Origin of the sequence: Actinoplanes italicus, assembly GCF_003001815.1 — a bacterium.
Lineage (GTDB): Bacteria > Actinomycetota > Actinomycetes > Mycobacteriales > Micromonosporaceae > Actinoplanes > Actinoplanes italicus.
On record NZ_PVMZ01000021.1, the window covers coordinates 145,444 to 167,122 of the forward strand.

21 protein-coding genes and 1 tRNA gene are annotated in these 21,679 nt (G+C 68.6%); 9 read left to right on the plus strand and 13 right to left on the minus strand.

Going from position 1 to position 21,679, the window contains the following annotated elements:
* Nucleotides 1-14 precede the first annotated feature (14 nt).
* On the minus strand, nt 15-278 hold the full coding sequence (locus CLV67_RS38900) for a cell division protein CrgA (protein ID WP_106327770.1): 264 nt from the start codon (nt 276-278) through the stop codon (nt 15-17).
* A 173-nt stretch (nt 279-451) separates the two neighbouring features.
* Here CLV67_RS38900 and CLV67_RS38905 point away from each other — a divergent pair, with 173 nt between their 5' ends.
* From CLV67_RS38905 to CLV67_RS38920, 4 genes are all read left to right on the plus strand, one after another.
* The gene (locus CLV67_RS38905) at nt 452-1,273 is read left to right on the plus strand and encodes a DUF881 domain-containing protein (protein ID WP_170154168.1); all 822 of its coding nucleotides are present in this window, start codon (nt 452-454) and stop codon (nt 1,271-1,273) included.
* 986 nt (nt 1,274-2,259) lie between these two features.
* A complete protein-coding gene (locus CLV67_RS53840) occupies nt 2,260-3,489 on the plus strand; it encodes a class E sortase (RefSeq protein WP_203737249.1) in 1,230 nt (409 codons plus the stop codon).
* 5 nt (nt 3,490-3,494) lie between these two features.
* Nucleotides 3,495-3,758 (plus strand): hypothetical protein, encoded by a 264-nt coding sequence (locus tag CLV67_RS38915; RefSeq protein WP_106327774.1) that lies wholly within the window; start codon nt 3,495-3,497, stop codon nt 3,756-3,758.
* A gap of 4 nt (nt 3,759-3,762) precedes the next feature.
* A complete protein-coding gene (locus CLV67_RS38920; protein WP_106327776.1) occupies nt 3,763-4,413 on the plus strand; it encodes an aminodeoxychorismate/anthranilate synthase component II in 651 nt (216 codons plus the stop codon).
* 71 nt (nt 4,414-4,484) lie between these two features.
* On the opposite strand, the gene pknB is transcribed toward CLV67_RS38920, so the two are convergent.
* The 7 genes from pknB to CLV67_RS38955 all read right to left on the minus strand — a co-directional run bounded on the left by pknB (nt 4,485) and on the right by CLV67_RS38955 (nt 13,280).
* Nucleotides 4,485-6,248 carry a Stk1 family PASTA domain-containing Ser/Thr kinase gene (pknB, locus tag CLV67_RS38925; protein WP_106327778.1) on the minus strand — a complete coding sequence of 588 codons (1,764 nt, stop codon included), beginning with the start codon at nt 6,246-6,248 and terminating at the stop codon, nt 4,485-4,487.
* Complete coding sequence (locus tag CLV67_RS38930; protein ID WP_106327780.1) at nt 6,245-7,612, minus strand: serine/threonine-protein kinase; 1,368 nt, start codon at nt 7,610-7,612, stop codon at nt 6,245-6,247. The genes pknB and CLV67_RS38930 overlap by 4 nt, the downstream gene beginning before the upstream one ends.
* Before the next feature lies 1 nt (nt 7,613).
* A complete protein-coding gene (locus CLV67_RS38935) occupies nt 7,614-9,116 on the minus strand; it encodes a penicillin-binding transpeptidase domain-containing protein (protein WP_106327782.1) in 1,503 nt (500 codons plus the stop codon).
* On the minus strand, nt 9,113-10,567 hold the full coding sequence (locus CLV67_RS38940; protein ID WP_203737247.1) for an FtsW/RodA/SpoVE family cell cycle protein: 1,455 nt from the start codon (nt 10,565-10,567) through the stop codon (nt 9,113-9,115). The genes CLV67_RS38935 and CLV67_RS38940 overlap by 4 nt, the downstream gene beginning before the upstream one ends.
* Nucleotides 10,568-10,642: 75 nt before the next feature.
* Nucleotides 10,643-12,007 carry a PP2C family protein-serine/threonine phosphatase gene (locus CLV67_RS38945; protein ID WP_106327786.1) on the minus strand — a complete coding sequence of 455 codons (1,365 nt, stop codon included), beginning with the start codon at nt 12,005-12,007 and terminating at the stop codon, nt 10,643-10,645.
* Nucleotides 12,004-12,486, minus strand: a complete 483-nt coding sequence (locus tag CLV67_RS38950; RefSeq protein WP_106327788.1) for an FHA domain-containing protein FhaB/FipA — start codon at nt 12,484-12,486, stop codon at nt 12,004-12,006. Before CLV67_RS38950 ends, CLV67_RS38945 begins: the two co-directional genes overlap by 4 nt.
* Before the next feature lie 5 nt (nt 12,487-12,491).
* Nucleotides 12,492-13,280: an FHA domain-containing protein gene (locus CLV67_RS38955; RefSeq protein ID WP_106327929.1), complete on the minus strand. Its 789-nt coding sequence runs from the start codon at nt 13,278-13,280 to the stop codon at nt 12,492-12,494.
* A 232-nt stretch (nt 13,281-13,512) separates the two neighbouring features.
* Here CLV67_RS38955 and CLV67_RS38960 point away from each other — a divergent pair.
* From CLV67_RS38960 to CLV67_RS38970, 3 genes are all read left to right on the plus strand, one after another.
* Nucleotides 13,513-13,595: transfer RNA gene (locus CLV67_RS38960), tRNA-Leu, on the plus strand.
* A 471-nt stretch (nt 13,596-14,066) separates the two neighbouring features.
* The gene (locus CLV67_RS38965; RefSeq protein WP_203737243.1) at nt 14,067-14,891 is read left to right on the plus strand and encodes a WecB/TagA/CpsF family glycosyltransferase; all 825 of its coding nucleotides are present in this window, start codon (nt 14,067-14,069) and stop codon (nt 14,889-14,891) included.
* Nucleotides 14,892-15,065: 174 nt separating this feature from the next.
* On the plus strand, nt 15,066-15,689 hold the full coding sequence (locus CLV67_RS38970; protein WP_106327792.1) for a hypothetical protein: 624 nt from the start codon (nt 15,066-15,068) through the stop codon (nt 15,687-15,689).
* A gap of 73 nt (nt 15,690-15,762) precedes the next feature.
* On the opposite strand, the gene CLV67_RS38975 is transcribed toward CLV67_RS38970, so the two are convergent.
* The 3 genes from CLV67_RS38975 to CLV67_RS38985 form a co-directional block, all read right to left on the minus strand.
* Nucleotides 15,763-16,206 (minus strand): hypothetical protein, encoded by a 444-nt coding sequence (locus CLV67_RS38975; protein WP_106327794.1) that lies wholly within the window; start codon nt 16,204-16,206, stop codon nt 15,763-15,765.
* Between the two features lie 221 nt (nt 16,207-16,427).
* Nucleotides 16,428-16,646, minus strand: a complete 219-nt coding sequence (locus tag CLV67_RS38980; RefSeq protein ID WP_373873166.1) for a DUF397 domain-containing protein — start codon at nt 16,644-16,646, stop codon at nt 16,428-16,430.
* A complete protein-coding gene (locus CLV67_RS38985; protein ID WP_106327798.1) occupies nt 16,616-17,497 on the minus strand; it encodes a helix-turn-helix domain-containing protein in 882 nt (293 codons plus the stop codon). Before CLV67_RS38985 ends, CLV67_RS38980 begins: the two co-directional genes overlap by 31 nt.
* 378 nt (nt 17,498-17,875) lie before the next feature.
* Between CLV67_RS38985 and CLV67_RS38990 the strand changes: the two genes are divergently transcribed.
* Nucleotides 17,876-18,181 carry a hypothetical protein gene (locus CLV67_RS38990; RefSeq protein WP_106327800.1) on the plus strand — a complete coding sequence of 102 codons (306 nt, stop codon included), beginning with the start codon at nt 17,876-17,878 and terminating at the stop codon, nt 18,179-18,181.
* Here CLV67_RS38990 and CLV67_RS38995 read toward each other — a convergent pair.
* Complete coding sequence (locus CLV67_RS38995; protein ID WP_170154169.1) at nt 18,178-18,819, minus strand: PASTA domain-containing protein; 642 nt, start codon at nt 18,817-18,819, stop codon at nt 18,178-18,180. The genes CLV67_RS38990 and CLV67_RS38995 overlap by 4 nt on opposite strands.
* A gap of 125 nt (nt 18,820-18,944) precedes the next feature.
* On the opposite strand from CLV67_RS38995, the gene CLV67_RS39000 reads away from it, so the two are divergent.
* The gene (locus tag CLV67_RS39000; protein ID WP_239166496.1) at nt 18,945-20,147 is read left to right on the plus strand and encodes a Hansenula MRAKII killer toxin-resistant protein 1; all 1,203 of its coding nucleotides are present in this window, start codon (nt 18,945-18,947) and stop codon (nt 20,145-20,147) included.
* Between the two features lie 6 nt (nt 20,148-20,153).
* Here the strand turns inward: CLV67_RS39000 and CLV67_RS39005 are convergent, their stop codons facing one another.
* Nucleotides 20,154-21,626, minus strand: coding sequence for a glutamate-cysteine ligase family protein (locus CLV67_RS39005; protein ID WP_106327804.1), 1,473 nt, complete (start codon nt 21,624-21,626; stop codon nt 20,154-20,156).
* Nucleotides 21,627-21,679 lie beyond the last annotated feature (53 nt).

Genomic DNA, 21,679 nt, shown 5'->3' on the forward strand with positions numbered 1-21,679 from the left:
GCGGACTGTGAGATTCAGCGCCAGCGCGAGAGCAGGCCCAGGGAAGCCACCATGCAGCCGAAGCCGACTGCCAGGTTCCAGTACTCCCAGCTGGCCACCGGCCACTGCTGCGAGGACAGGTAGTAGACGACCAACCAGGCGATGCCGACCACGATCAGGGTCACCGCGGTGACGGGCACCCACACCGGACTCGGCTTGTTGGACGCACCCTTGACGGCCGGGCTGATGTCCGACGGCGGGGTGTAGACCTTCTTCTTGCGAACCACTGACTTGGGCACGGCGTCTCCTGAGGGCAACAAGTGGTGAACAACCCACCGCTGAGCGGCTCCGGAACTCCCGAATGCTGCCCGTGGCGAATACTGTTCGACCGCTAGCGTAGTCAAGGCGGTACGCAGACAGGCACCCGCCGGGGCGAGAAAATACCCCGAGCGTCTGTTCTTGAGGGGGCTGGGTGGCTTTTCGTGGGGTTGGCGACGTACCGAACGGCGCCGGTGGGGCCTCCTGGCAGCTGGTGCTCCGGCGCGTCGCGCGGGGCCTGCGGCCGTTGCGCGACCGCCGCAGATCAGCCTGGTCGGCCGGCGTTCCGCTGATCGCCCTGGCCGCCGGCCTGCTCTTCACCACGTCGGCGACCACCGCCGACGGCACGGCGCTGCGCGACGACCGGCGGCCGCGGCTGACCCAGCTGATCACCGAGAAACGGGAACGGCTGGCGGCCAGCGAGAAGAAGGCCGCCCGCCTGCTGGCCGAGGTCGATCAGCAGACCGGCCGTCTGGCAGAGCTGGATCCGCCGGCACTGGATCAGGCGAACGCGCTGCGGCAGACGGCCGGCTTCTCGGCCCTGCGAGGTCCCGGCATCACCGTGACGCTCAACGACTCACCGCGCCGCGGATCGGACTTCGGCGACAACGCTCCGGACAACGACGATCTGGTCGTTCACCAGGGCGATGTCCAGGCCGTCGTCAACGCGCTCTGGGCCGGCGGAGCCGAGGCCATGACGATTATGGATCTCCGTGTGATATCCACGAGCGCGGTACGCTGTGTCGGCAACACCCTGCTCCTTCACGGCCAGGTCTTCTCACCACCCTTCAAGATCACCGCGATTGGCGAACCCACAGCGCTAAGTCACGCGTTGGACTCGGCAGAGGGAGTCAGGCAGTTCCGGGAGGCCGTCGCCGACTTCGGGCTCGGTTACCAGGAAAAGGTGGAGAAGGACGTGACAGTGCAGGCGTACGACGGATCGACCGATCTCCGATCGGCACAGGCTGCCCGGTGATGGCTCCTCCCCCCGAGCACCCCGCGAAGCCGTCCGGGTCGGGTCGTCACCGCGCGCCGGACGGCGACGCCCAGACCGCATACATCCCGCGTATCACCGATGCCTCCCCCGACGGCGTACCCGGCGGCCCGCTCGCGCCCCCGGTCGGCCTCGGCGGCAACGTCGACCCCCGGCCGCCCCGGTCGGCCGTGCCTCAGCCGTCCGCGGCCCCCGCGCCCGGCACCGGGCTCGACGAGATCGGCGCCGCGGCTGCGGCCGCCCGGCGACGGTCGGTGGAGCCTCCCGCCGCACCGGCGGACCCGGGCTTCGCCTTCTTCAGCGCAACGGCCCCCGAGAACGGCCTGAACGGCTCTACCGCGCCGCTCCCCGCCATGACCACCGGCCAGCCGCCCCGATCGCCCAGCGAGCCTCTGAGCGGCGCGCAAGCACCCGCCCCGTCGCCTCGCCCGGCTCCTCGACCGGCGGCCCACGCCGAACCGGTGTGGGACCCGGCGGTGACCGCCCGCATCGACACCTCCATGGCGCCCGTCGCAGCTCAGGCACCGGGCGCAGCCCATGCACCGATCGCAGCTCAAGCGCCGACCGCGCCTCCCGCTCGGACCGTCCCTTCCGCTCCGACCGCGCTCCCCGCTGCGACCGCGCCTCCCGCTCCGAGTCAGCCTTCCATGGCGGCTTCGACGCCGTCCCCGGCCTCGCCCCCGCCTGCGGTCGCGACTCCGGCCTCGCCCATGACTCCGGCCGCAGCTCCGGCTCCACCCATGACTCCGGCCGCAGCTCCGGCTCCGCCCATGACTCCGGCCGCGACTCCGGCTCCACCCATAGCTCCGGCCGCGACTCCGGCTCCACCCATGGCTCCGGCCGCGACTCCGGCTCCACCCATAGCTCCGGCCGCGACTCCGGCTCCACCCATGGCTCCGGCCGCGACTCCGGCTTCGCCCCTGGCTCCGGCCGCGACTCCGGCTTCGCCCCTGGCTCCGGCTCCGCAGATGCCAGGGGGATCCGCGGAGGCCTATGACGGTTCGACGACCGCCTGGGCGCCGGCGAACGATCAGCAGGGCCGGACTCGGCCGGGATGGGCGCGATCGGACAACGTCTGGCCCCCGCCGGAACGCCACAGCACCGCCACACCCCCGGCGGCCCCGGCCGACTGGCTACCCGCTCCGGCGGAGCCGGCAGCCGGGCCCGCACCCGCGTGGACGGCCGGACCGACCCGCGATCCGAGTGTCACGACGATCATCCGGACTGTCGACGCCCCCACCGGCATCCTGCCCACGCTTCCGCCGGCCAAGCCCGCCGGGGGCGCGCCCGGCGACGCGGCGCAGGCCGCACGGCAGGCCGCCGGCCCGGGTGCCGCTCTCGGCGCTGCCTCGGTGTCCCCGGCTCCCGCAGGAGCCCGTCCCGGTGCGGACGCGGAGTCCGACGCGTCCGAACCCGTCAAGGCGAAGCGGGGCGAACGCGTGGTCAAGCTCCGCCCGGAACAGACCGACGAGGGCTACAAGAGCGTCTACTCCGAGCTGACCCGGCCCACCATCGGCTCGCGAATCCGGACCGGCATTCGCACGTCCGGTGAGCTGATGATCACTTTCGGTCTGGTGGTGCTGCTCTTCGCCGGTTATCAGGTCTTCGGCAACTCGGCGGCGGTGGACGACGAGCAGGACCACCTCGCCGAGGAACTCGACCAGGCCTGGGCCGATCCGACGGTGGCTCCGACCGCGAGCGCCGCGGTCAAGGGGCCGAAAGCGCCCGGCGCCGGGCTCGTGGGACGGCTCTACATCCCGAAACTCGACAAGAAGTGGGTGGTCGTCGACGGCGTGCAGCCCGACGACATCCGGTACGCGCCTGGCCATTACCCGGAGACCGCGAAGCCCGGGCAGGTCGGCAACTTCTCGGTCGCCGGTCACCGGGTGCGGAAGATCTTCTGGCGGCTCGACGAGCTGAAGGACGGCGACGTCATCGGTGTCGAGACCCGCGACAGCTGGTACGTCTACCACGTCTACCAGCAGGAGGTCGTGAAACCGAACCAGGTCGAGGTGGTCGCCGCTGTCCCCGGCAAGCCCAAGGCCAAGCCGACGAAGGCGCTGCTAACCCTGACCACCTGCAACCCGAAGTTCAACAACTACGAGCGGCTGATCATCCACGCCGAGCTGGTCAAGACGGTGCCCCGGGACCAGACCGTCACCGACGCCGGCATGCCGCCCGAGATGAAGGCGACCTGACGGCGATGTACGCGTGGATCTGGCGCAAGTTCCCCGGCGGCGTCTGGAGCAAGCTGACCTTCTCGCTGGTGCTCGTCTCAGCGGTCGGCACCCTGCTCTGGTACGTGATCTTCCCGTGGGCGACGCCGCTGCTGCCGTTCGATGACGTGCAGGTCGAGGCCGGCACCGGGCAGGACGCCGGTGGCGCCATCCCCGGTGACGAGGGCGCCGCGGAAGAACCGCCCTACAGCACCACCTCCAACCAGCCCAAGCCGAGCCCCAGCAGGTGATGACGTGCGCATTCTGGTGATCGACAATTACGACTCGTTCGTCTTCAACCTCGTTCAGTACCTCGGCCAGCTCGGCGCCGAGTGCGAGGTGCGCCGCAACGACGAGATCTCGGTCGCTGACGTCGGCTCATTCGGTGCGGCCGGCATCCTGCTCTCGCCCGGTCCGGGCGAGCCGACCCGCGCCGGGATCATGATGGACGTGATCCGGGAGTACGCCGGGAAGATCCCGATGTTCGGCGTCTGCCTCGGTCATCAGGCGATCGGGGCGGCGTTCGGGGCCACTGTCACCCGCGCCCCCGAACTGCTGCACGGCAAGACCTCCGAGGTGCACCACAAGGGCGTCGGTGTGCTCGCCGGGCTGCCCGACCCGTTCACCGCCACCCGCTACCACTCCCTCGCCGTTCTGCCGGAGACGCTGCCCGCCGAGATCGAGGTGACCGGGACGACCGAGTCCGGCGTGGTCATGGCGATGCGTCACCGTGAGCTGCCGATCGAGGGTGTGCAGTTCCACCCCGAGTCGGTGCTGACCGAGGGCGGTCACACCATGCTGGCCAACTGGCTGGCCTCCTGTGGCCTGCCCTCCGCACTGGAGAAGGCGCCGGAGCTGGCCGCCGAGGTGGAGACCCGCCGCCGGGCCGCGTTCGCCACCGCGTGATCCGCTGATCCACGAGAAAGGCCGGTGACCCGAGAGGGTCACCGGCCTTCGCCGTCTCTGCGCGCGGCGGGTTACTCGCCCTCGCCGCCACCCTCACCGGTGCCGGTGGAGCCGCTCGGATCCGGGTTCGGGTTGGCCTCCTGGATGACCTGGAGCTGGATCTTGGTGTTCTTCTTGACCTCTTTGCCGGCCTTGGTGAGCTGCTTGATGACCGTGCCGGGCTCGCCGTCGACCAGCACGAAGACGGGCTCGGCGATCAGGCCCTCGCGCTCGAGCAGTACCTGAGCCGTCTCGAACGTCTCGTTCTCGACGTCGGGCACCTTCACCAGCTCACCGTTCGAAACGGTCAGGGTGATCTTGGTGCCGGGGTCGACCTCCTGGCCCGCCTTCTCGACCTCGAGGACCTCGTCCTTCTTGGCCGCGTCGTCGACCGACCGGGTCTCGGGGATCAGTCCCAGCTCCCGCAACCGGGCCTCAGCCGAACTGGCGGAGTTACCGATCAGGTCCTTCGGCACCGTGACCGGATCCGGCGCGGTGCAGACCGTGTAGGTGACCTTGTCGGTGAGCTGCACCGTGGTGCCCTCGAGCGGGTTCTGCGTGACGATCGTGCCGTCACAGCCCTTCTTCGTCTCGGGCTTTCCGGCCGTGACGTTGGTGAAGCCGGCTGCGGTGAGCTGCTTCTCCGCCGCGTCGGGTTTCAACCCCTCGATCCGGATCATCGCGGTCTTCGCCGGCTCGTTGGTCGTCGGAGTCTTCTTGTCTTCGCCGGACATCGCCAGCGCGACGCCGAGGACCACCACGACGAGCACCGCGAGACCCGCGACCACGGCCATCACCCACGAGGACCGGCTCTCCGGTTTCTGCGGAGGAGCCATCGTCGCCGGGATCGGCCGCTGCATCGTGGTGGCGCCCTGCGGCTGCCACTGGCGGGGGCCGCCCTGCATCGCGACGGTCTCGGCCTGGTTCATCACCGGGGTGGCCATCACCGGACGGCCGGAGACGGCACGCAGCGCGTCGGCGCGCATCTCCTGGGAGCTCTGGTAACGGTTGAGCGGGTTCTTGGAGAGCGCCTTCAGGACGATCGCGTCGACGTCCGGCGGAACCTCCCGGTTGATCGAGCTCGGGACCCTCGGCTCTTCGCGGACGTGCTGGTAAGCCACGCTCACCGGGCTGTCGCCGACGAACGGCGGGTGGCCGATGACCAGCTCGAAGAGGACACAGCCGGCCGCGTACACATCGGAGCGGGCGTCGACCGACTCGCCACGTGCCTGCTCGGGTGACAGATATTGCGCCGTGCCGATGACCGCGCTGGTCTGCGTCATCGTGGTGGCACCGCTGGCCAGGGCCCGCGCGATGCCGAAGTCCATCACCTTGACCTGGCCGTTCTGCGTGATCATCACGTTGCCGGGCTTGATGTCCCGGTGGATGATCCCGTGCCGGTGGCTGAACTCCAGAGCCGCGCAGATGTCGGCGGTGATCTCCAGGGCGCGGCGTGGCTGCAGCCGCTGCTCCTGGGCGAGGACCTCCTTGAGGGTCCGCCCGTTGACGAACTCCATCACGATGAACGGAAGTTTCTCCCCGGTCGCGGAGATCTCCTCGCCCGTGTCGTAGACGGCGACGATCGCGGGGTGGTTCAGGGCGGCGGAGTTCTGGGCCTCACGACGGAACCGCTCCTGGAAGGTGGCGTCACGGGCCAGATCCGTCCGGAGCATCTTGATGGCCACGTCGCGGCCGAGGCGAAGGTCACGGCCGCGGTGCACCTCGGCCATGCCGCCGTAGCCGAGCAGCTCGCCGACCTGATACCTGCCACCGAGCAGGCGGGCCTGGGCCGTCATAACGTCTGTCGTCCTTCGTTCGGTCGGAACCGGCCGAGCTGGGCATCGGCCTTCATAAGACGGTACGACGCCACCGACACAGGGTCGACGACCACGCCCGAGCGGAGGATAGCCTCAGAGCTGCTGTGATGACCCAGCGTGCTGCCTGAGGCGTTGTTCTCGTTGTTTTGTCGTAACAGGAAAGAGATGACACCGGCGCAGAGCAGCACCAGCAGCGCCAGCACCACGGCCAGAACAACCAGGACCTGACGGCCGAACGAGCTCTCCTGCTTCGGAGCCGGAGCGGGAGCGTGGTACGCGTTGACCGGCGGACCCGACTGCGGACGGTAGGGCGGAGGTGCCGGCGGCGACATCGGCTGCGCCATCTGCGGCGGCGACGGGACCGACGCCGCGCCCCGGGCGCCCGACACGGGCCGCTGCGGGACCGCCGCCCGGGCAGCGCCCGAGGTGGGACCACCCGACTGCGGACGGTTCGGCGGTGCGCTCGTCGGCCGCGAGTTGTGCACCGGCGGGGGAGCCTGCTGGGCGACCGGCTGCTGGGCGGTGGTCAGCGAGGACGCCGCCTGCCGGGCCACCGCGGCCATCGCCGACGCGCTCGGCCAGCGAGCGGCCGGGTCCTTGGCCATGGCCCGTTCCACGATCGCGCGGACCGCGGGCGGGATGTCGGCGGGCAGCGCGCGGGGAGTCTCCCGGACGTGCTTCATCGCGATCTCGATCGGGGTGGCCCCGTCGAACGGGCGATGGCCGGAGAGGCACTGGTACGCGACGACGCCGAGGGCGTACACATCGGACGCGGCGGTCGCGACGTCACCAGCGGCCTGCTCCGGAGAGATGTAGGACGCCGTGCCGAGCACCGCGCCGGCCACGGTCAGCTGCCCGACCAGGGCGGAACGGGCGATACCGAAGTCCGTCAGGACCAGGGTGCCGTTCGGGCGTACCAGAAGATTGCCCGGTTTGACGTCGCGGTGGACGATGCCGTTGCCGTGCGCCGCCTGCAACGCGTCGGCGGCCTGAGCGACCAGCGCCATGGTGCGCGCCGGAGTCAGGCGGCCGACCCGGCTCAGCGTGCGGGAGAGCGCGTCACCCTCCACGTACTCCATGACCAGGAAGGCGATCTCCTGGTCACTGCCGTAGTCGTAGACGTCCACGACGCCGGGGTGGTTGATGGTCGCCATCGTGCGCGCCTCGCCCCGGAACCGTTCGGCGAAGCCGGGTTCGTCGAGCAGAGCGGGCAGCAGGATCTTGACGGCGACCGTACGGCCGAGCACGTCGTCGATGCCTCGCCAGACATCACCCATGCCGCCACCGGCGATCCGCTCCTCCAAGCGGTATCGCCCACCGAGCATGACCCCTGGGCGGATCATGTCAGTCCCCTCCCCGGCCGGCGGCCTTCATGATTTCCCCGGCGATGCGGGCTGCCTCGGCACTCGCATGACCACCGGGCACGTTCTCCAGCATGACGCACACCGCGGACACCGCCTTACCGTCCTTGTCGTACGCGAACCCGATGAACCATCCGTGGTCGTCGGCTCCCTCGGCGTTCTGCGCGGTGCCGGTCTTGCCTCCGACGCTGAAGCCACTGATCTTGGCATTCTTACCGGTGCCGTTCTGAACGACACTGATCATCATCTCCCGGAGGCCGCCGGCGACGTCCGAGGTGACCGGCTCGCGCAGGACCTTCGGCTTGGCGGTGTAGATCGACCGCCGATCCGAGTCCAGTTGCTGTTGCACCAGGTAGGGCCGCATCTGCTTGCCGTCGTTGGCCACCGTGGCGGCGATCAGCGCGCCCTGCAGCGGGGTCATCCGCACGTCACGCTGGCCGAGCGACGACTGGGCGAGTGCCGCCTTGTCGACGCTGCCGTCCTGGTTGGCGATCGCGCCGGTCCGGCTGGCCGCCACGCTGAGGCCCGTGTTCAGGTCCTCCAGGTCTCCTACACGGAGCGACTCGTCCTCGAAGCCGAACTTCTTCGCTGTGTCAATCACCACATCGCGGCCGAGCTTCACGCCCATCCTCGAGTACGCGGTGTTACAGCTCGTGGTGAGGGCTTCCTTGAGAGTGATCTCGCCGCCGGGGCAGACCTCGTCCGCGGAGTTGCGGATCGTGGCACCGCCCTCCTGGTAGACGGCGCCCGCCGGGACCTCGGTGTCGAGTTTGTAGGCACCGGACTCCAGCGCCGCCGCCGAGATGATCACCTTGAAGACCGAGCCGGGCGGCAGGGTGCTCGCAACAGCCCGGTTCAGCAGCGGCTGGCCCTTCTCCGAGTCGAGCTTCCGGTACTCCGCCACCGCGATCTTGTCGTCGTGGCTGGCCAGCGGATTCGGGTCGTAGCTCGGCATCGAGACCATCGCCTGGACCGCCCCGGTGGTCGGGTCGATCGCGACCGCCGCGCCCCGCTTGACCCCACGCTCGTTGTTGACCATCTCCTTCCAGGCCTTCTCCTGGGCAGCCGGGATCAACGACAGCACGATGTTGCCGCCACCGGTCTTGTCACCGGTGAACATGTCGCTGACCCGGTCCGCGAAGAGCTTGTCGCTGGAGCCGGAGAGGATGTCGTTCTCGAAGTTCTCGACACCGGTCGCACCGAGGTTGACCGGCTTGTAGCCGATGACCGGCGCGTAGATCTCCTTCTTCGGGTAGATCCGCTGGTACTTCAGCTCGCCCTCGGTCTCGGTGTTCGAGGCCAGCGTCTGACCGCCGGCCTCGATCGCGCCGCGGGGGCGTTCGTACTCGGCGACCTGGACCCGGTTGTTACGCGGGTCGGTGCGGTAGTCGTCGGCTTTGTAGGCCTGGACCCAGTTCAACTTGCCGAAGACCAGGGCGAACAGGACGAGGACGACGACGCCGGCACGTCGGAGAGGGGCGTTCACGGCTTGATCACCTCCGTCATGGCGCCGTGCAACTGGGTGGGTGCCTTCTTGGGCCCGCCGGCCCGTTCAGCGGGAGTGTTCGCGGGACGCCGTGCGGCGTCCGAGATCCGTAGCAGCATGGCGATCAACAACCAGTTCGCCATCAGGGACGAACCACCGGCCGAGAGGAACGGGGTGGTCTGACCCGTCAGCGGGATCAGGCCGGTGATGCCACCGAGGATGACGAAGAGCTGCAGGCCCAGAGTGAACGCGAGACCACCGGCGACGAGCTTGCCGAACGAGTCCCGGACCGCCAGGGCCGCGTGCAGGCCGCGCTCCACGATCAGCAGGTAGATGATCAGGATCGCGGAGAGACCGAAGAGACCGATCTCCTCACCGAGGCCGGCGAAGATGAAGTCGGTCCGGACCTCCGGCACCTTGCCCGGTGATCCGGCGCCCGGGCCGGTGCCGAACAGCCCGCCCGTGCCCAGACCGAGCAGACCCTGCACGAGCTGGTAGCTGTTGCCGCTCTCCCGTGTGTAGTTCTCCTGGGAGAACGGGTCGAGCCAGAGCTCGGCGCGGTCGTAGAAGTTCGCGAAGGGGCCGCCGATCGCGGCGCCCAGCAGGTAGGCGACGTAGACGCCGCCGAAGAACAGGAGCAGGCCGATGATCAGCCAGCTGGACCGCTCGGTCGCGACGTAGAGCGTCACGACGAAGAGACCGAAGTAGAGCAGCGCGGTGCCGAGGTCCTTCTCGAAGACCAGGACCAGGAGGCTGAACAGCCAGACCGTCAGAACCGGGCCGAGGTCACGGCCGCGCGGGAAGTCGATGCCCAGGAACCGGTGGCTGGCCAGCGACAGCACCTCGCGCTTGCGGACCAGGTAGTACGCGAAGAACGAGACCAGTGCGAGCTTGGCGAACTCACCGGGCTGGATCGAGAACGCACCGAACTTGATCCAGATCTTCGCGCCGTTGACCTCGGAGTAGTCCTCCGGGAGCACGGCCGGGATCATCATCAGCACGATGCCGACCAGGCCGAGCGTGTAGGCGTACCGCGAAATGATCTTGTGATCGCGCAGCACGAGCAGCAGCACCGAGGCCAGCACCAGCGACAGCAATGTCCAGGCCAGCTGACGGCCACTGGTGTCGGCGAAGAGCCCCGGCTCGGGCGTCTCCTGCGCGATGGCCCGGGCGATGTCGAGCCGGCGCAGGAACGCCACCCCGATACCGTTGATCAGGGCCACCGCGGGCAGCAGCACCGGGTCGGCGTACGGCGCGGTGAACCGAACCACCATGTGCAGGCCGAGGAACAGCGTTCCGATCAGTGCGGCCGGCAACCAGAAGCCCGGCCGGATCTCATCGAACTGGTTGGCCTCCACCGTCGCACCGAACGCCGCGACGAGCAGCATGGCGAACACCAGCAGCCCGAGCTCGGCGTTGCGGCGGGTCTTCAATCCCCGGATACGCGACATCTCGCCCGTGGAGGTGGGCGTGGGAGCCGGTACGGCGGACGCGGTCAAGAATTTCCCCAGACGTGTAGGCCGTGCTCAGTCGACGGTCCGGCACCCGACCGGGTCGGTCGTCGCCGGAGCGTTTTCGGAGGCGGCCGGAGCGGAGGCGGCCGGCGCACTCGCACCGGTCGGGCGAGTCGGTGTCGCCGAGGTCGACGGCGTCGTGCCGGCAGGCGTGCAGACCGGCTTGAGGTTCGCGTTCGACGGGTCGTCCGCCGTCAGGTCGGTCAGCGTGGTCCGGGCGGCAGCCTGATCGGCGACGTGGATGCCTTGCTTGACGCGGTCCTGCGCGGCAGTGGTCAGGTCGTCCAGCCGAACCGCGCTGGTCTCGCTCACCGTCGAAAGCTCGACACCGGCGACCTGTCCGGGCACTCCCCGGAAGATGGCCAGCTGCCCCTGCTCGGTGGCGCCGACGTAGTACTGGTCCTGGGTGTACTGCCAGCCGGCCCACAGACCGCCGCCGAGCACTGCGAGCAGCACCAGGACCAGCAGCACAGTCCGCACCGGGTGCCCGGCCGGCTCCGCGTCGCGGTCGTAACCGTTCGCCGGCTCCGGCTGGGCCGCCGGACGTGGCGGCTTGAGAGCCGCGGCCCGCGCCGCCGAGGTGGAGCTGTCCGCGACCGTGGTGTTGCCCCGGTCGAGTGACGCGGCGCCTCCCACGATCGGGGCCTGCTCGACGATGTCCTTGTCGATGGCGTCGGCGATGATGACCGTGATGTTGTCCGGCCCGCCACCGCGCAGTGCCAGCTGCACCAGCCGCTCGACGCACGCTTTCGGGTCGGTCAGCTCGCGCATGGTCTGCGCGATCGTCTCGCCGCTGACCACGCCGGAGAGCCCGTCGCTGCAGATCAGGTAGCGGTCGCCCTTGAAGACCTGGCGGACCGAGTACTCGGGGTCGATGTCCCGCCCGTCCAGCGCGCGGGTGAGCAGCGAGCGCTGTGGATGACTGCTCGCCTCCTCCGGGCTGACACGGCCCTCGTCGACCAGCATCTGGACGTACGTGTCGTCCTTGGTGATCTGCGCGAACTCACCCTTGCGCAGGAGGTAGGCCCGGGAGTCGCCGATGTGCACCATCCCGAACTTGCTGCCGGAGAAGAGGACCGCGGTGAGTGTGGTCCCCATCCCCTCCAGCTGAGGGTTGGCGTCGACGGTGTCGCGGAGCTGCTGATTGGCGGTCCCGACGGCATGCCGCAGGGCGTCGACCATGGCGTCCCCGGGGACGTCGTCGTCGAGAGGGGCCATCGCAGCGATGACGATGTTGGACGCGACGTCACCAGCGGCCATGCCGCCCATGCCGTCCGCGACAGCGAGAAGTCGCGGACCGGCGTAGACGGAGTCCTGGTTCAGGTCTCGGATCAGACCGCGGTCGCTCTGAGCGGCATAGCGCAGGGTCAGGGTCATGGCCGTAACTCGAGAGAAGTGCGCCCGATCCGGATCGGAACGCCAAGGGGGACTGGAGTGGGTCCGGAGACCTTACCGCGATCAAGGTAGGTGCCGTTGGTCGAGCCGAGGTCCTCGACGAACCACTGGCCCTCGCGGGGCACCAGGCGGGCGTGGCGGGCCGACGCGAAGTCATCCGTGATGACGAGCGTCGAATCCTCGGCCCGACCGATCGTGATCATTGCTTCACCGAGAGTGATTCTCGTGCCGGCCAGGTTGCCGGCAGTCACGACCAGTTGCCGCGCTGCCTTACCGCGTTTCGCCTTCGCCGGCCGGCCCTGGAGCACCGCGCCACCCACCCCCCGAGGGCTGGCGACGATGCTCTTGGTCCGGCCACCTGCGAAGAGATCCCGCCGGATCACCCCGACCACCGTGAACACGAAGATCCACAGAAGGATGAGAAATCCGAAGCGGGCGACGGTGAGGACGAATTCGGGCAAGGTGGCTAGCCGTCCACTCGGAAGGTGAGCGTGGTCGTGCCGAGCTGAATCATGTCGCCCGGGTTGAGCGCGACGGCGGACACCCGCTGGCCGTTGACCATGGTGCCGTTCGTCGAGCCCAGGTCGGTCAGCACGACCTGATTGCCGTCGTAGTCGAGCCGGGCGTGCCGACGCGAGATACCGACGTCGGGCAGGCGCAGGTTCGCCTGGTCACCACGGCCGATCACGGTCGAGCCCATCTGCAGCGGGTAGGTCCGCCCGTCACCGGAGACCAGCCCGACGCTGCGTGGACCGCCGTGACCACCGTGGTGCTGCTGGTAGCCACCCTGCTGGTCGTACGGCGAATACTGCGGGCCGGCGTCGTAGGCGGGCTGCTGCACCGGGGCGACCTCGCCGCCGGTGTAGACCTCCGCCGTGACACGGAACATGCCCGTGTCCAGGCCGTCTCCACGCTCGATCTCGACGATCACGTCGCCGTAGACGGTCCAGGCCTGCTCACCGATGAACTCGGCCTGGGACTGCGCCAGCTCCTGCGCCAGAGCGGCCGCGTACGGCGCGAGCCGACTGTGGTCGTAGGGCGACAGATCGATCACATAGCGGTTGGGCACGAGAGTGCGACCACCGGCCAGGATGGCCTTGTGCGCCTCGGCCTCCCGCTGCATGGCATTCAGGATCTCCACAGGGTGCACGACACCCTTGAAGACCTTGGCGAAGGCCCCTTCGACCAGGCCTTCCAATCGCTTCTCAAAGCGCTGCAGCACGCTCACCGGCTCCTCCTCGGGTTCCGAGGACATGATGGTATCCGGCGACCGCTTGCGCATCTGTAGCCCAAGAGCAGCCGGCACTTCTGACCCTCGTATGGCGCCCCGCAACGCCGTGCTAATGTTTCCTCCGTTGCCGGGGCGATATCAACTCGCTAGGTGACGTGCGACAGCGTAGTCTGTCGCAGCCAGTAACAAGAAGCAGGCCCGACGGTCCGCTTCAAGCCAAAAAGATCAGATGTATGATCTTGGCGGCAAGTCACATGGGGATGTGGCGGAATGGCAGACGCGCACGGTTCAGGTCCGTGTGTCCGAAAGGACGTGGGGGTTCAACTCCCCCCATCCCCACGAGATCGAATTGGGCGACCCTGTCCGCGGAAAGCGCGGACTCGGGTCGCTCTCGTCTTTTCTACCCCGTGGGCCGAGCCCCCGGGAACCCCGCATCACGGTGGGCGCGGTGAGTGGTCCGGTTGCGGTGGGCCGCGGTGGGCGCGGTGAGTGGTCCGGTTGCGGTGGGCCGCGGTGGGCGCGGTGAATGGTCCGGTTGCGGTGGGCCGCGGTGGGCGCGGTGAGTGGTCCGGTTGCGGTGGGCCTGGGTGGTCCTGGGGTGGGCGCGGTTTTGCGGTTCGGCGCTGTTGGCGGTTGGGCTGCATACAAACCCTGCGGGTGTACGCCCAGCGCGTACTGACACTGTTCGGGGATTGTCGACCGGCCTTTCCTGGCTGATGGTTGATGTGGGGTTGGCGTTCACTTTCAGGTGAAGGTGTGTGGAGCGCTATGCTCGCCGCCTTATTCGGTCTTCAGGGGTGGGGTTCGGTCGTGACGGCGACTGGTGCGGGTGTCGGGCAGGGCAAGCGCAACGTGCTCGGTGTGCTTGTGGATGCGACTGACTATGCGACTGCTACGGCTCGGATCATCGAGGCTGCTCGGGAGCACCGTGGGTTCGCTGTGACGGCTCTGGCCGTGCACGGGGTCATGACCGGTGTCGAGGATCCGGCTCACAACGCCCGGCTCAACTCCTTCGACCTCGTCACCCCCGATGGCCAGCCCGTTCGGTGGGCGCTCAATACGCTGCACGGCGCTGGACTCGCTGACCGGGTGTATGGACCGACGCTGACCCTGAAGGTGGTCGAGCAGGCCGCCGCCGAGGGTCTGCCGATTTATCTGTACGGCTCGACGGAGCCGACCCTCGAGAGACTCGTTCCGGCCCTGCAGGGAATGTTCCCGGCGCTGAAGATCGCCGGCGTGGAGGCCTCGAAGTTCCGTAAGTCACAGCCGGGCGAGCCGGAGGCGATCGCCGAGCGGATCAAGGCGTCCGGGGCTCGGATCGTGCTGGTCGGGCTGGGCTGCCCGCGGCAGGAGATCTTCACCTACGCGATGCGGCCGCTGCTGGACATGCCGCTGCTGGCCGTCGGTGCCGCGTTCGACTACCACGCCGGCCTGCTGAAGAACCCGCCCGCGTGGATGCAGAAGTATGCACTGGAGTGGCTGTGGCGTCTCGGCCTCGAGCCGAAGCGGCTGTGGAAGCGGTACATCCTGCTGAACCCGGCCTACCTGAGCCGCCTCGGCGCGCAGAAGCTCGGCCTGTGGAAAGCGGCCCCGCCTGCCCCGGCGACCGAGCCGGTGCACGAGTTCGCCGTCTGACATAAAAGATCTTTATCCCGACAGTGAGGTGCACGTCACTCTCGGATTGTGGACTTTGTCCACATAGTCCGCCGGTTCCACAACATGCAGCGACAGCGAAGGCACTGAACGTAACTTCACACCCGTAAGGGTTCAGCGTCGGGGCATATCCCGGTTTCGCAAGTTGCGTTAACGGTGAACGCTGTCGATGTGAACACCGCTGTGGACGTCATCCTGATCGGCATTCTCGCCGCAGTCTGGCTCGCCGCCGGAATGCTGGCCGACGGCATGTCGGCCGTCGGTTCCGCCCGTCAGCTCCGCCGCCGGGCCGGACTCCTCTCCGCGCTCGTCGTCGCGGGTGTCGCGGTGTTTGCCGCGGTGCCGATCATCTCGGGGATGGTGCCGGGCCTCTCGGCAGCTCCCACGGCCGCCCTGCTCCCGGCGGTGCCGGCCTTCGTGGTGCTGACCGCGACCATCCGTCGCCTCGGCTGGGTCCGGCGGGGCTCCGGAGCTTTCGCGACCGCGCCGCTCACGCCGGTTCCCCCGGCGCTGCGAGCAGCCGCCGCCCATCCGTTGCTGGCGGCGCCGCTGCAAGTGACCGGTCTGGCCGCGCTCGCCGGCCTGCCGATCGCGGCCGGCGCGGTGGCCCTGCCGGGTGGCCAGGCCACCGCCGTGGCAGGCATCGCGGTGATCACGACCGTCCTCGCGGTCGCCCTGATCGGCATCCGGGCCGGCCTGCGGCACAGCCGCCTCGCACCGCTGGTGCTGGCGCCGCTCGACCGGGACCGCGAGAAGATCCCGGCCGGCGTCGTCCGCTGAGCTCGATCTTCACGGCTGCCGCACACTACTTTCTCGGCGCGCCCAAGAAAGCGGAGTGCGGCAGCCGTGCGTTCTAGTGCTTCTTGGCCTCTTGAACGTAAAGCAGCTCCAGAATGGAGCGCGCCGCCTCGAACCAGCGGTCCAACCACTCCGACGGCGGCAGTGTGCCGCGGGCCGGCAGCTCCAGCAGCAGACCACGCAACAGCGGGTGGTCCGCCATGGACTGGCTCGAGGAGTCGGTCCAGCCGGTGGCCGAGAAGACCGGGTCACTGAGACCCTGCAGGTCGAGTGAGGGAAGCTTGGCGGCCCGATCCAGCGGGCTGGTCGGCTCGATGCTGCTGTGCGACCGCCCTGGCGACCGGGTCGGCAGCCCTGAGCTGCTACGCGGCACGAGGTCACTGTCGCTGTCGGTGGACAGGGCCTCACGCCGGCCCTGCCGGTACGCGCTCACTCCGCCACTGAACCGGTCCTGCGCCGTCGACGAACCGTTGCTGAGGTTCTCGGAACCAATCGTCATCTGTCTGCCTTGCCTCGTTCGGGCTGTGGCGTACCGCTGTCTCGATCGTTGTGAGACAGCGGTGTGACACAGCCGGTGATGTGTCCCGGCCCACAGCGCGGTCCGGTCCGCGCTTGGACATTTCAACGAGGCGGGTCGTACACAGGCGACGGCAGAATCGGGCAAATAGCAACGGCCGGCCCCGGCGGATCAGATCGCCGTGCCGGCCGTGCCGATGTTTCTCAGAGGTCGAACTCGCCGTCCTTGGCACCACCCACGAACGCGTCCCACTCGGCCGACGTGAAGATCAGTGCCGGTCCGGTCGGGTTCTTCGAGTCCCGCACCGCGATCGCCTCGCCGACGAACGCGACCTCAACACAGTTGTCGCAGTTGGGGCCGCTTCGCGTGCTCTTGAACCACTGTGCGTGGTTCAGATCGACTCGGAGGCCCTTCGCCTCGATTTCCACAATGGCTCCTCTACCAGCATCTCGATCATGTCGCTGGACGCCTCCGGATCCAGGGCTGCGTCCCGGATGGTGTCGAACACCTCCCGGTACTTGCGGAGTTCGTCGTCCTTCTCCAGGAAGACCCCACCGGCCGCGTTCTCGGCGAACACCAGGGCGGGGTCTCCGTCCGTGGGGAAGTCGAGGATCGCGAACGCACCGTCCATCGCGGCATGTGCACCGACGGCGAACGGCAGGATCTGGAGAGTCACGTTCGGCAGGCGGGCCGAGTCGAGCAGATGTCGCAACTGCTCGCGCATGACCGTGTCGCCACCGACCGGCCGACTCACCACCGCTTCATCGAGCACCACCCAGAGATCGATTGGATCGTCCTGAATCAACAACGACTGGCGTTGCATGCGGACGCGGACCCGTTGCGCGATTCTCTGATCGGTGTCATCCCATCGGGCGGATCCAATGAGAGCCGCCGCGTACTCCTCACTCTGCAACAGGCCCGGAATGACCTGCTGTTCATATGTCCGAATTGATCTAGCACCGGCCTCGAAGTCGACATAAGTGCTGTTCAGGACGGTTGAGTAGGGGTGCCACCAGCCACGCTGGCGACCGTCTCGAGCAATTCCGACGAGACTTTCCACAATGTCCGGATTAGCGCCGTAAAACAACAACATGTCGCTTACGTCAGTCGCGCTGGCGTTGGTATGCCCGGTCTCAATGCGGGATATCTTGGACGTCGAGCAGCCAAGCCGCTCAGCCACCACGTCGATGGTCACGCCGGCCGCCTCACGATGTCTGCGCAGTTCCACACCGAGGCGGCGTCGACGAAGGGTGGGACTGCGGCGTCGATTCACCTGCCCAGTCTCCCGACCCGCCCATGATCCTTCAAGCACAGTGGATGATCACGGAGAATCACGGAAGCGTGACATGCAACTTGCATCGACGGGACTGGTGGTGCAATCTTTCCGTATGGCCAGCGTCACTTAATGTTCTTGAGGGACGTGGGCAAGACAGGCAAAACGCACCAAGACGACGTCCAACACGGGGCGCCGAGCCTCGGGAAGTCCGATTTGGACTTTCGCCCTGACACGGGTGGGGTTGTTCGGCGATAGTGACGTTCCGCAACCACCTTCGATGGTCCTATCAGTCGAAGGCTTGCAAAGTGCACTCAGACGGCAAACTGATGCACTTGTCACCAAATCCTCCACACGAGTCTCAGGGCAGGAGATGACGTGGTTTTACCTCGGTCCGGTGATGTCATCCACGTGACGAAGGCGGCGAGCGTCCAATTCGCATCACCGATGCTGTTCCGGGTCATCCGGGTCCACGACTGGCCGACGTATGAGGGCTGGGTCTGGCTGGACGGCTACGAACTGAACTCGGCCGGTGACGCGGTCGAACGCCGATCCATCTTCGTCCAGGTCAACGGCCTGCGCCCGGTCGGAAAGGCACCCGACCCGCGAGTACGCAACGCTCGCCAGCCCGCCACGCGTCCCGGGGTTCTCCCCACGCGGGCGGTCCGTACCACCAACCGCTAGTCGGAAACGCCGATCGAGGGCGTGGTAGTCACGGGCGTCGACGATGTCGGCGTGCCCGCCCTCCCAGCGGCAACGATCAGAGTCACCCGGGTGTCCGAGGGCACCTGTTGGCCTTCCGCGGGATCACAGTCGATCACCGTGTCCGGCTCAGCGTCGCTCTCCCGCCGGATCACCCGCCATCCCAGATTGCTACGGGTCAGTGCCGCCTGCGCGTCCGCCAGCGGCATGCCACGCAATGCCGGAACGTTGACCTCCTGGTCGGCGGGCTCAGTCGTCGTCGCGGTGACCGCCGGCTCGGGTGTGGCGACACCAGGACCCGTCGCAGTCGGAAGCTGAGCGGCCGTAGGAGTGTCCTGCGGTGTCTCCGTGTCGTCGCCGAGGTTCTGCGCGATCAGCACGACCCCGAACCCCAGAAGGGTGAGGAGCACGAGCGAGATGCTGCCGACCGCGATCGGTGTCCACCAGCGGCCGGACGGCTCGGGGCGTCCGCGGTCGGCCCAGTCGCCCTCCTCGTCGTACGGATCACGGGGTACGGCACCGTGCGGGCGGACACCGGCGCGGCCGGTCCACACGTCGCGGTCACGATCGTCCGGTTCTGGACGGTCTTCTACGGGATCGGAATCGCGCTCCTCGGGCATCACCGCGTTCCTTCCGCTCCGTACATCCGCGCTCATCGCAGCGTCAAGGTATCGAATCATGCGGGACCGGTGTGGTTTCCACCAGCGGAAAGCAACCTCCGCGGAGCATTTCCCAGACATCGGCGGTGACCAGTACAGTGCGCGACATGGCCGACAAGGGCTGGACATCACAAGCCGCCACGGCGGCCGGGATCGCGGCCGGCGCCGGCGCGGCGCAACTGGGTCTGGGATACGGACTGGGCGTCATCGCCTGGCCGGTGACCGCCACCGCGGCGGACAGCGTCTGGCTGGGCAGTCTCGGCTGGGCCACCTGGATCACGGCGAGCGCGACCGTGCTCGGCGCGGTGATCGCGGGGCGGCTCCGCGCGGGTCACCCCGGCCGGTGGCGTGCGCTCTGGCGGTTCGCGCTGGCGGTCTCCTCGGCACTCGGCGCGCTCGTCTCGGTCGCCCTGGTGGCATTGCCGGCGCGTGAGGCGGTCCGCGACGACACCCTCTCACCGCAGCTGGTGGCCGGTGGTCACGCGCTGGCCGGTCTGCTCGCGGGCCTGGTGATCGCGTTCTGGGCGGTGTCGTCCGGCCCGGTCGCGGTCAATCTGATCGGGACAGCCCTCTGGCTCTGGGCCCTCGCGATCGCCGGTGTGGTGGCCGAGCTGGCCGGCGGGGGTGAGTCCGCCACCTATCTGACCAGCTGGCAGTTCGCCGAGTCGGTCAACCCGTTCCAGTACGGCGGGATCTATTGGCCGAGTGCGCTGCTGACCCTGGGTGCGGCGTTCGCCATCGGCCTCATCGCGGCCGGTCCTGCGGTGGCACGGGGCGAGTTCGGACTGGGTACGGCGATCTCCGGTGCGGTCGGGCCGCTTCTCGTGGCGTTCTCGTTCCTCACGCTCGCTCCACAGTTGACCGCTGCGATGGGGCCGCTCCAGTCGGCGTACCTCATCGCTCCCTATGCCGTTCTCGCCGGGATCGGTGGCTCCGCGCTTGCCGTGGGTGTCGGGAAGGGCTGGCGCAACCGGCTCGACCGTGCCGAGAAGCCGGCCCTGCCCGCCGCGCCGCAGCAGGCCGAGGCGCCGACGCAGGTCAGGGAGACGCCGAAGCCGAAGCCGACCGGGCGCGCGACGGCGCCGGTTCAGCGGGCGACCGTCCCGGAGAAGCCGGCCACGCCGCCGGTCGTCGACCCGGAGATCGCCGCGGCCGCGAAGCCGTCCGGCCGTCCGCCGGCGAAGCGCAAGAACGGCAACGGTGAAACGCCTCGTCAGACCATTACACCGCCACCGGCGAACCCGACGATCGCTCGGATCAACCCGGACAAACCAGCTTCCGACAAGTAGGCGCGTTCAGACCGGCCAGGTGTGGACCGGCTCGTTCGACCGCTGGTACTCGAGATAGCGCTGCGTCATCTCGCGCAGCGCGGCCGCGCGGTCCAGGCCGCGCTGTTCGGCGGCGTGAACCGCTCCGGTCTGCCACGTGGCGCCGTTACGGCCGGTCCGGCAGCGGTCGTCGATGATCCCGAGCAGCCGGTCGCGCTCAGCCGGGTTCACGCCCAGTCGGTCCAGCCCGGCTCGCGCCCGCGGCAGCAGCACGTCGCGGACCAGGGTGGTGACCGGCACCTCACCCAGACCGGGCCACGTCAGACGTGCCGCGATGCCGTCCCGGGCGCCGGCCCGGAAGTTCGCCTCGGCGGTGCCGAACCCGAGACAGGCCCAGACCGGCGGGTCCTCCTCGGCGAGCTGGCGCACCAGTCCGAAGTAGAACGCCGCGTTGGCGACCAGATCGGCGACGGAGGGGCCGGCCGGCAGGACCCGGTTCTCCACCCGCAGGTGCGGGCGGCCGCCGGAGACGTCGTAGACGGGACGGTTCCAGCGATACACCGTGCCGTTGTGCAGGCGTAGCTCGTACAGCTGGGGAATGCCGCCGGAGGCGAGGGTCGCGGCCGGGTCCTCCTCGCTGAGTTCCGGCAGCAGGGGCGGGAAGTACCTGAGGTTCTCCTCGTAGAGGTCGAGGACCGAGTCGATCCAGCGATCGCCGAACCAGACCCGGGGACGGACCCCCTGCGCGCTGAATTCCTCCGGCCGCGCATCGGTGGCCTGCTCGAAGAACGGGATCCGGGTCTCGGCCCACAGCCGGCGGCCGTAGAGGAACGGCGAGTTCGCGCCGAGCGCCAGTTGCACACCGGCGACGGCCTGAGAGGCGTTCCAGTAGCGCCCGAAATTCTCCGGTGCGACCTGGATATGGAACTGGGTGCTGGTGCACGACGCTTCCGGCGCGATGGTGTCGCTGCTGCTCACGAGGTTCTCCGTGCCGTCGATCCGGATTCGGAAGTCGTCACCGCGGGCCCCGGCGATCTCGGCGTCCAAGGCCCGGAACCGCTCGTTGTCGGAGAGGTTGGCGAGCACCAGGTGATCCGGGGCGAGGGTGGGCAGCATGCCGATCAGCAGCAGATGGCATTCGTCCTTGCGGGCGCACTCGGACGCACCGCGCAGTGCATCCAATATGTCCTCCTCGAACTCGGCCAGTCCCGAGCCGGCCAGTCGCCGGGGTGGCACGTTGAGTTCGAGGTTGAAGCGACCGAGCTCGGGCTGGAAGCGTGGATCGTCGAGGTCGGCGAGGATCTCGGCGTTGCGCATGGCCGGGCCGGCGTCCGCGTCGACCAGGTTGATCTCGATCTCCAGGCCGGTGGTCGGTCCGTCCGTCTCGAACGGTTCGGAGTCCAGCATCCCCGCCAGCACGTCGAGGCAGTCACGTACCTTCCGGCGAAAGAGCACCCGGTCGTGCGGCGAGAAGACGGCGGTCACCAGATCCTTGCCCATGTGCCCTCCCGGGACGGCTGAGGACGAAACCGACGTCGATCACCGCTCTGTGA

What these genes read in the sequence shown, in the direction of transcription:
- CLV67_RS38945 (WP_106327786.1), bottom strand. Translation starts at nt 12,007, where the DNA reads ATGACCCTGACCCTGCGCTATGCCGCTCAGAGCGACCGCGGTCTGATC.
- CLV67_RS38995 (WP_170154169.1), bottom strand. Translation starts at nt 18,819, where the DNA reads ATGCCCGAGGAGCGCGATTCCGATCCCGTAGAAGACCGTCCAGAACCG.
- CLV67_RS53840 (WP_203737249.1), top strand. Translation starts at nt 2,260, where the DNA reads ATGCCAGGGGGATCCGCGGAGGCCTATGACGGTTCGACGACCGCCTGG.
- CLV67_RS38975 (WP_106327794.1), bottom strand. Translation starts at nt 16,206, where the DNA reads ATGACGATTGGTTCCGAGAACCTCAGCAACGGTTCGTCGACGGCGCAG.
- CLV67_RS38930 (WP_106327780.1), bottom strand. Translation starts at nt 7,612, where the DNA reads ATGATCCGCCCAGGGGTCATGCTCGGTGGGCGATACCGCTTGGAGGAG.
- CLV67_RS38915 (WP_106327774.1), top strand. Translation starts at nt 3,495, where the DNA reads ATGTACGCGTGGATCTGGCGCAAGTTCCCCGGCGGCGTCTGGAGCAAG.
- CLV67_RS39005 (WP_106327804.1), bottom strand. Translation starts at nt 21,626, where the DNA reads ATGGGCAAGGATCTGGTGACCGCCGTCTTCTCGCCGCACGACCGGGTG.
- CLV67_RS38940 (WP_203737247.1), bottom strand. Translation starts at nt 10,567, where the DNA reads ATGTCGCGTATCCGGGGATTGAAGACCCGCCGCAACGCCGAGCTCGGG.
- CLV67_RS38955 (WP_106327929.1), bottom strand. Translation starts at nt 13,280, where the DNA reads ATGTCCTCGGAACCCGAGGAGGAGCCGGTGAGCGTGCTGCAGCGCTTT.
- pknB (WP_106327778.1), bottom strand. Translation starts at nt 6,248, where the DNA reads ATGACGGCCCAGGCCCGCCTGCTCGGTGGCAGGTATCAGGTCGGCGAG.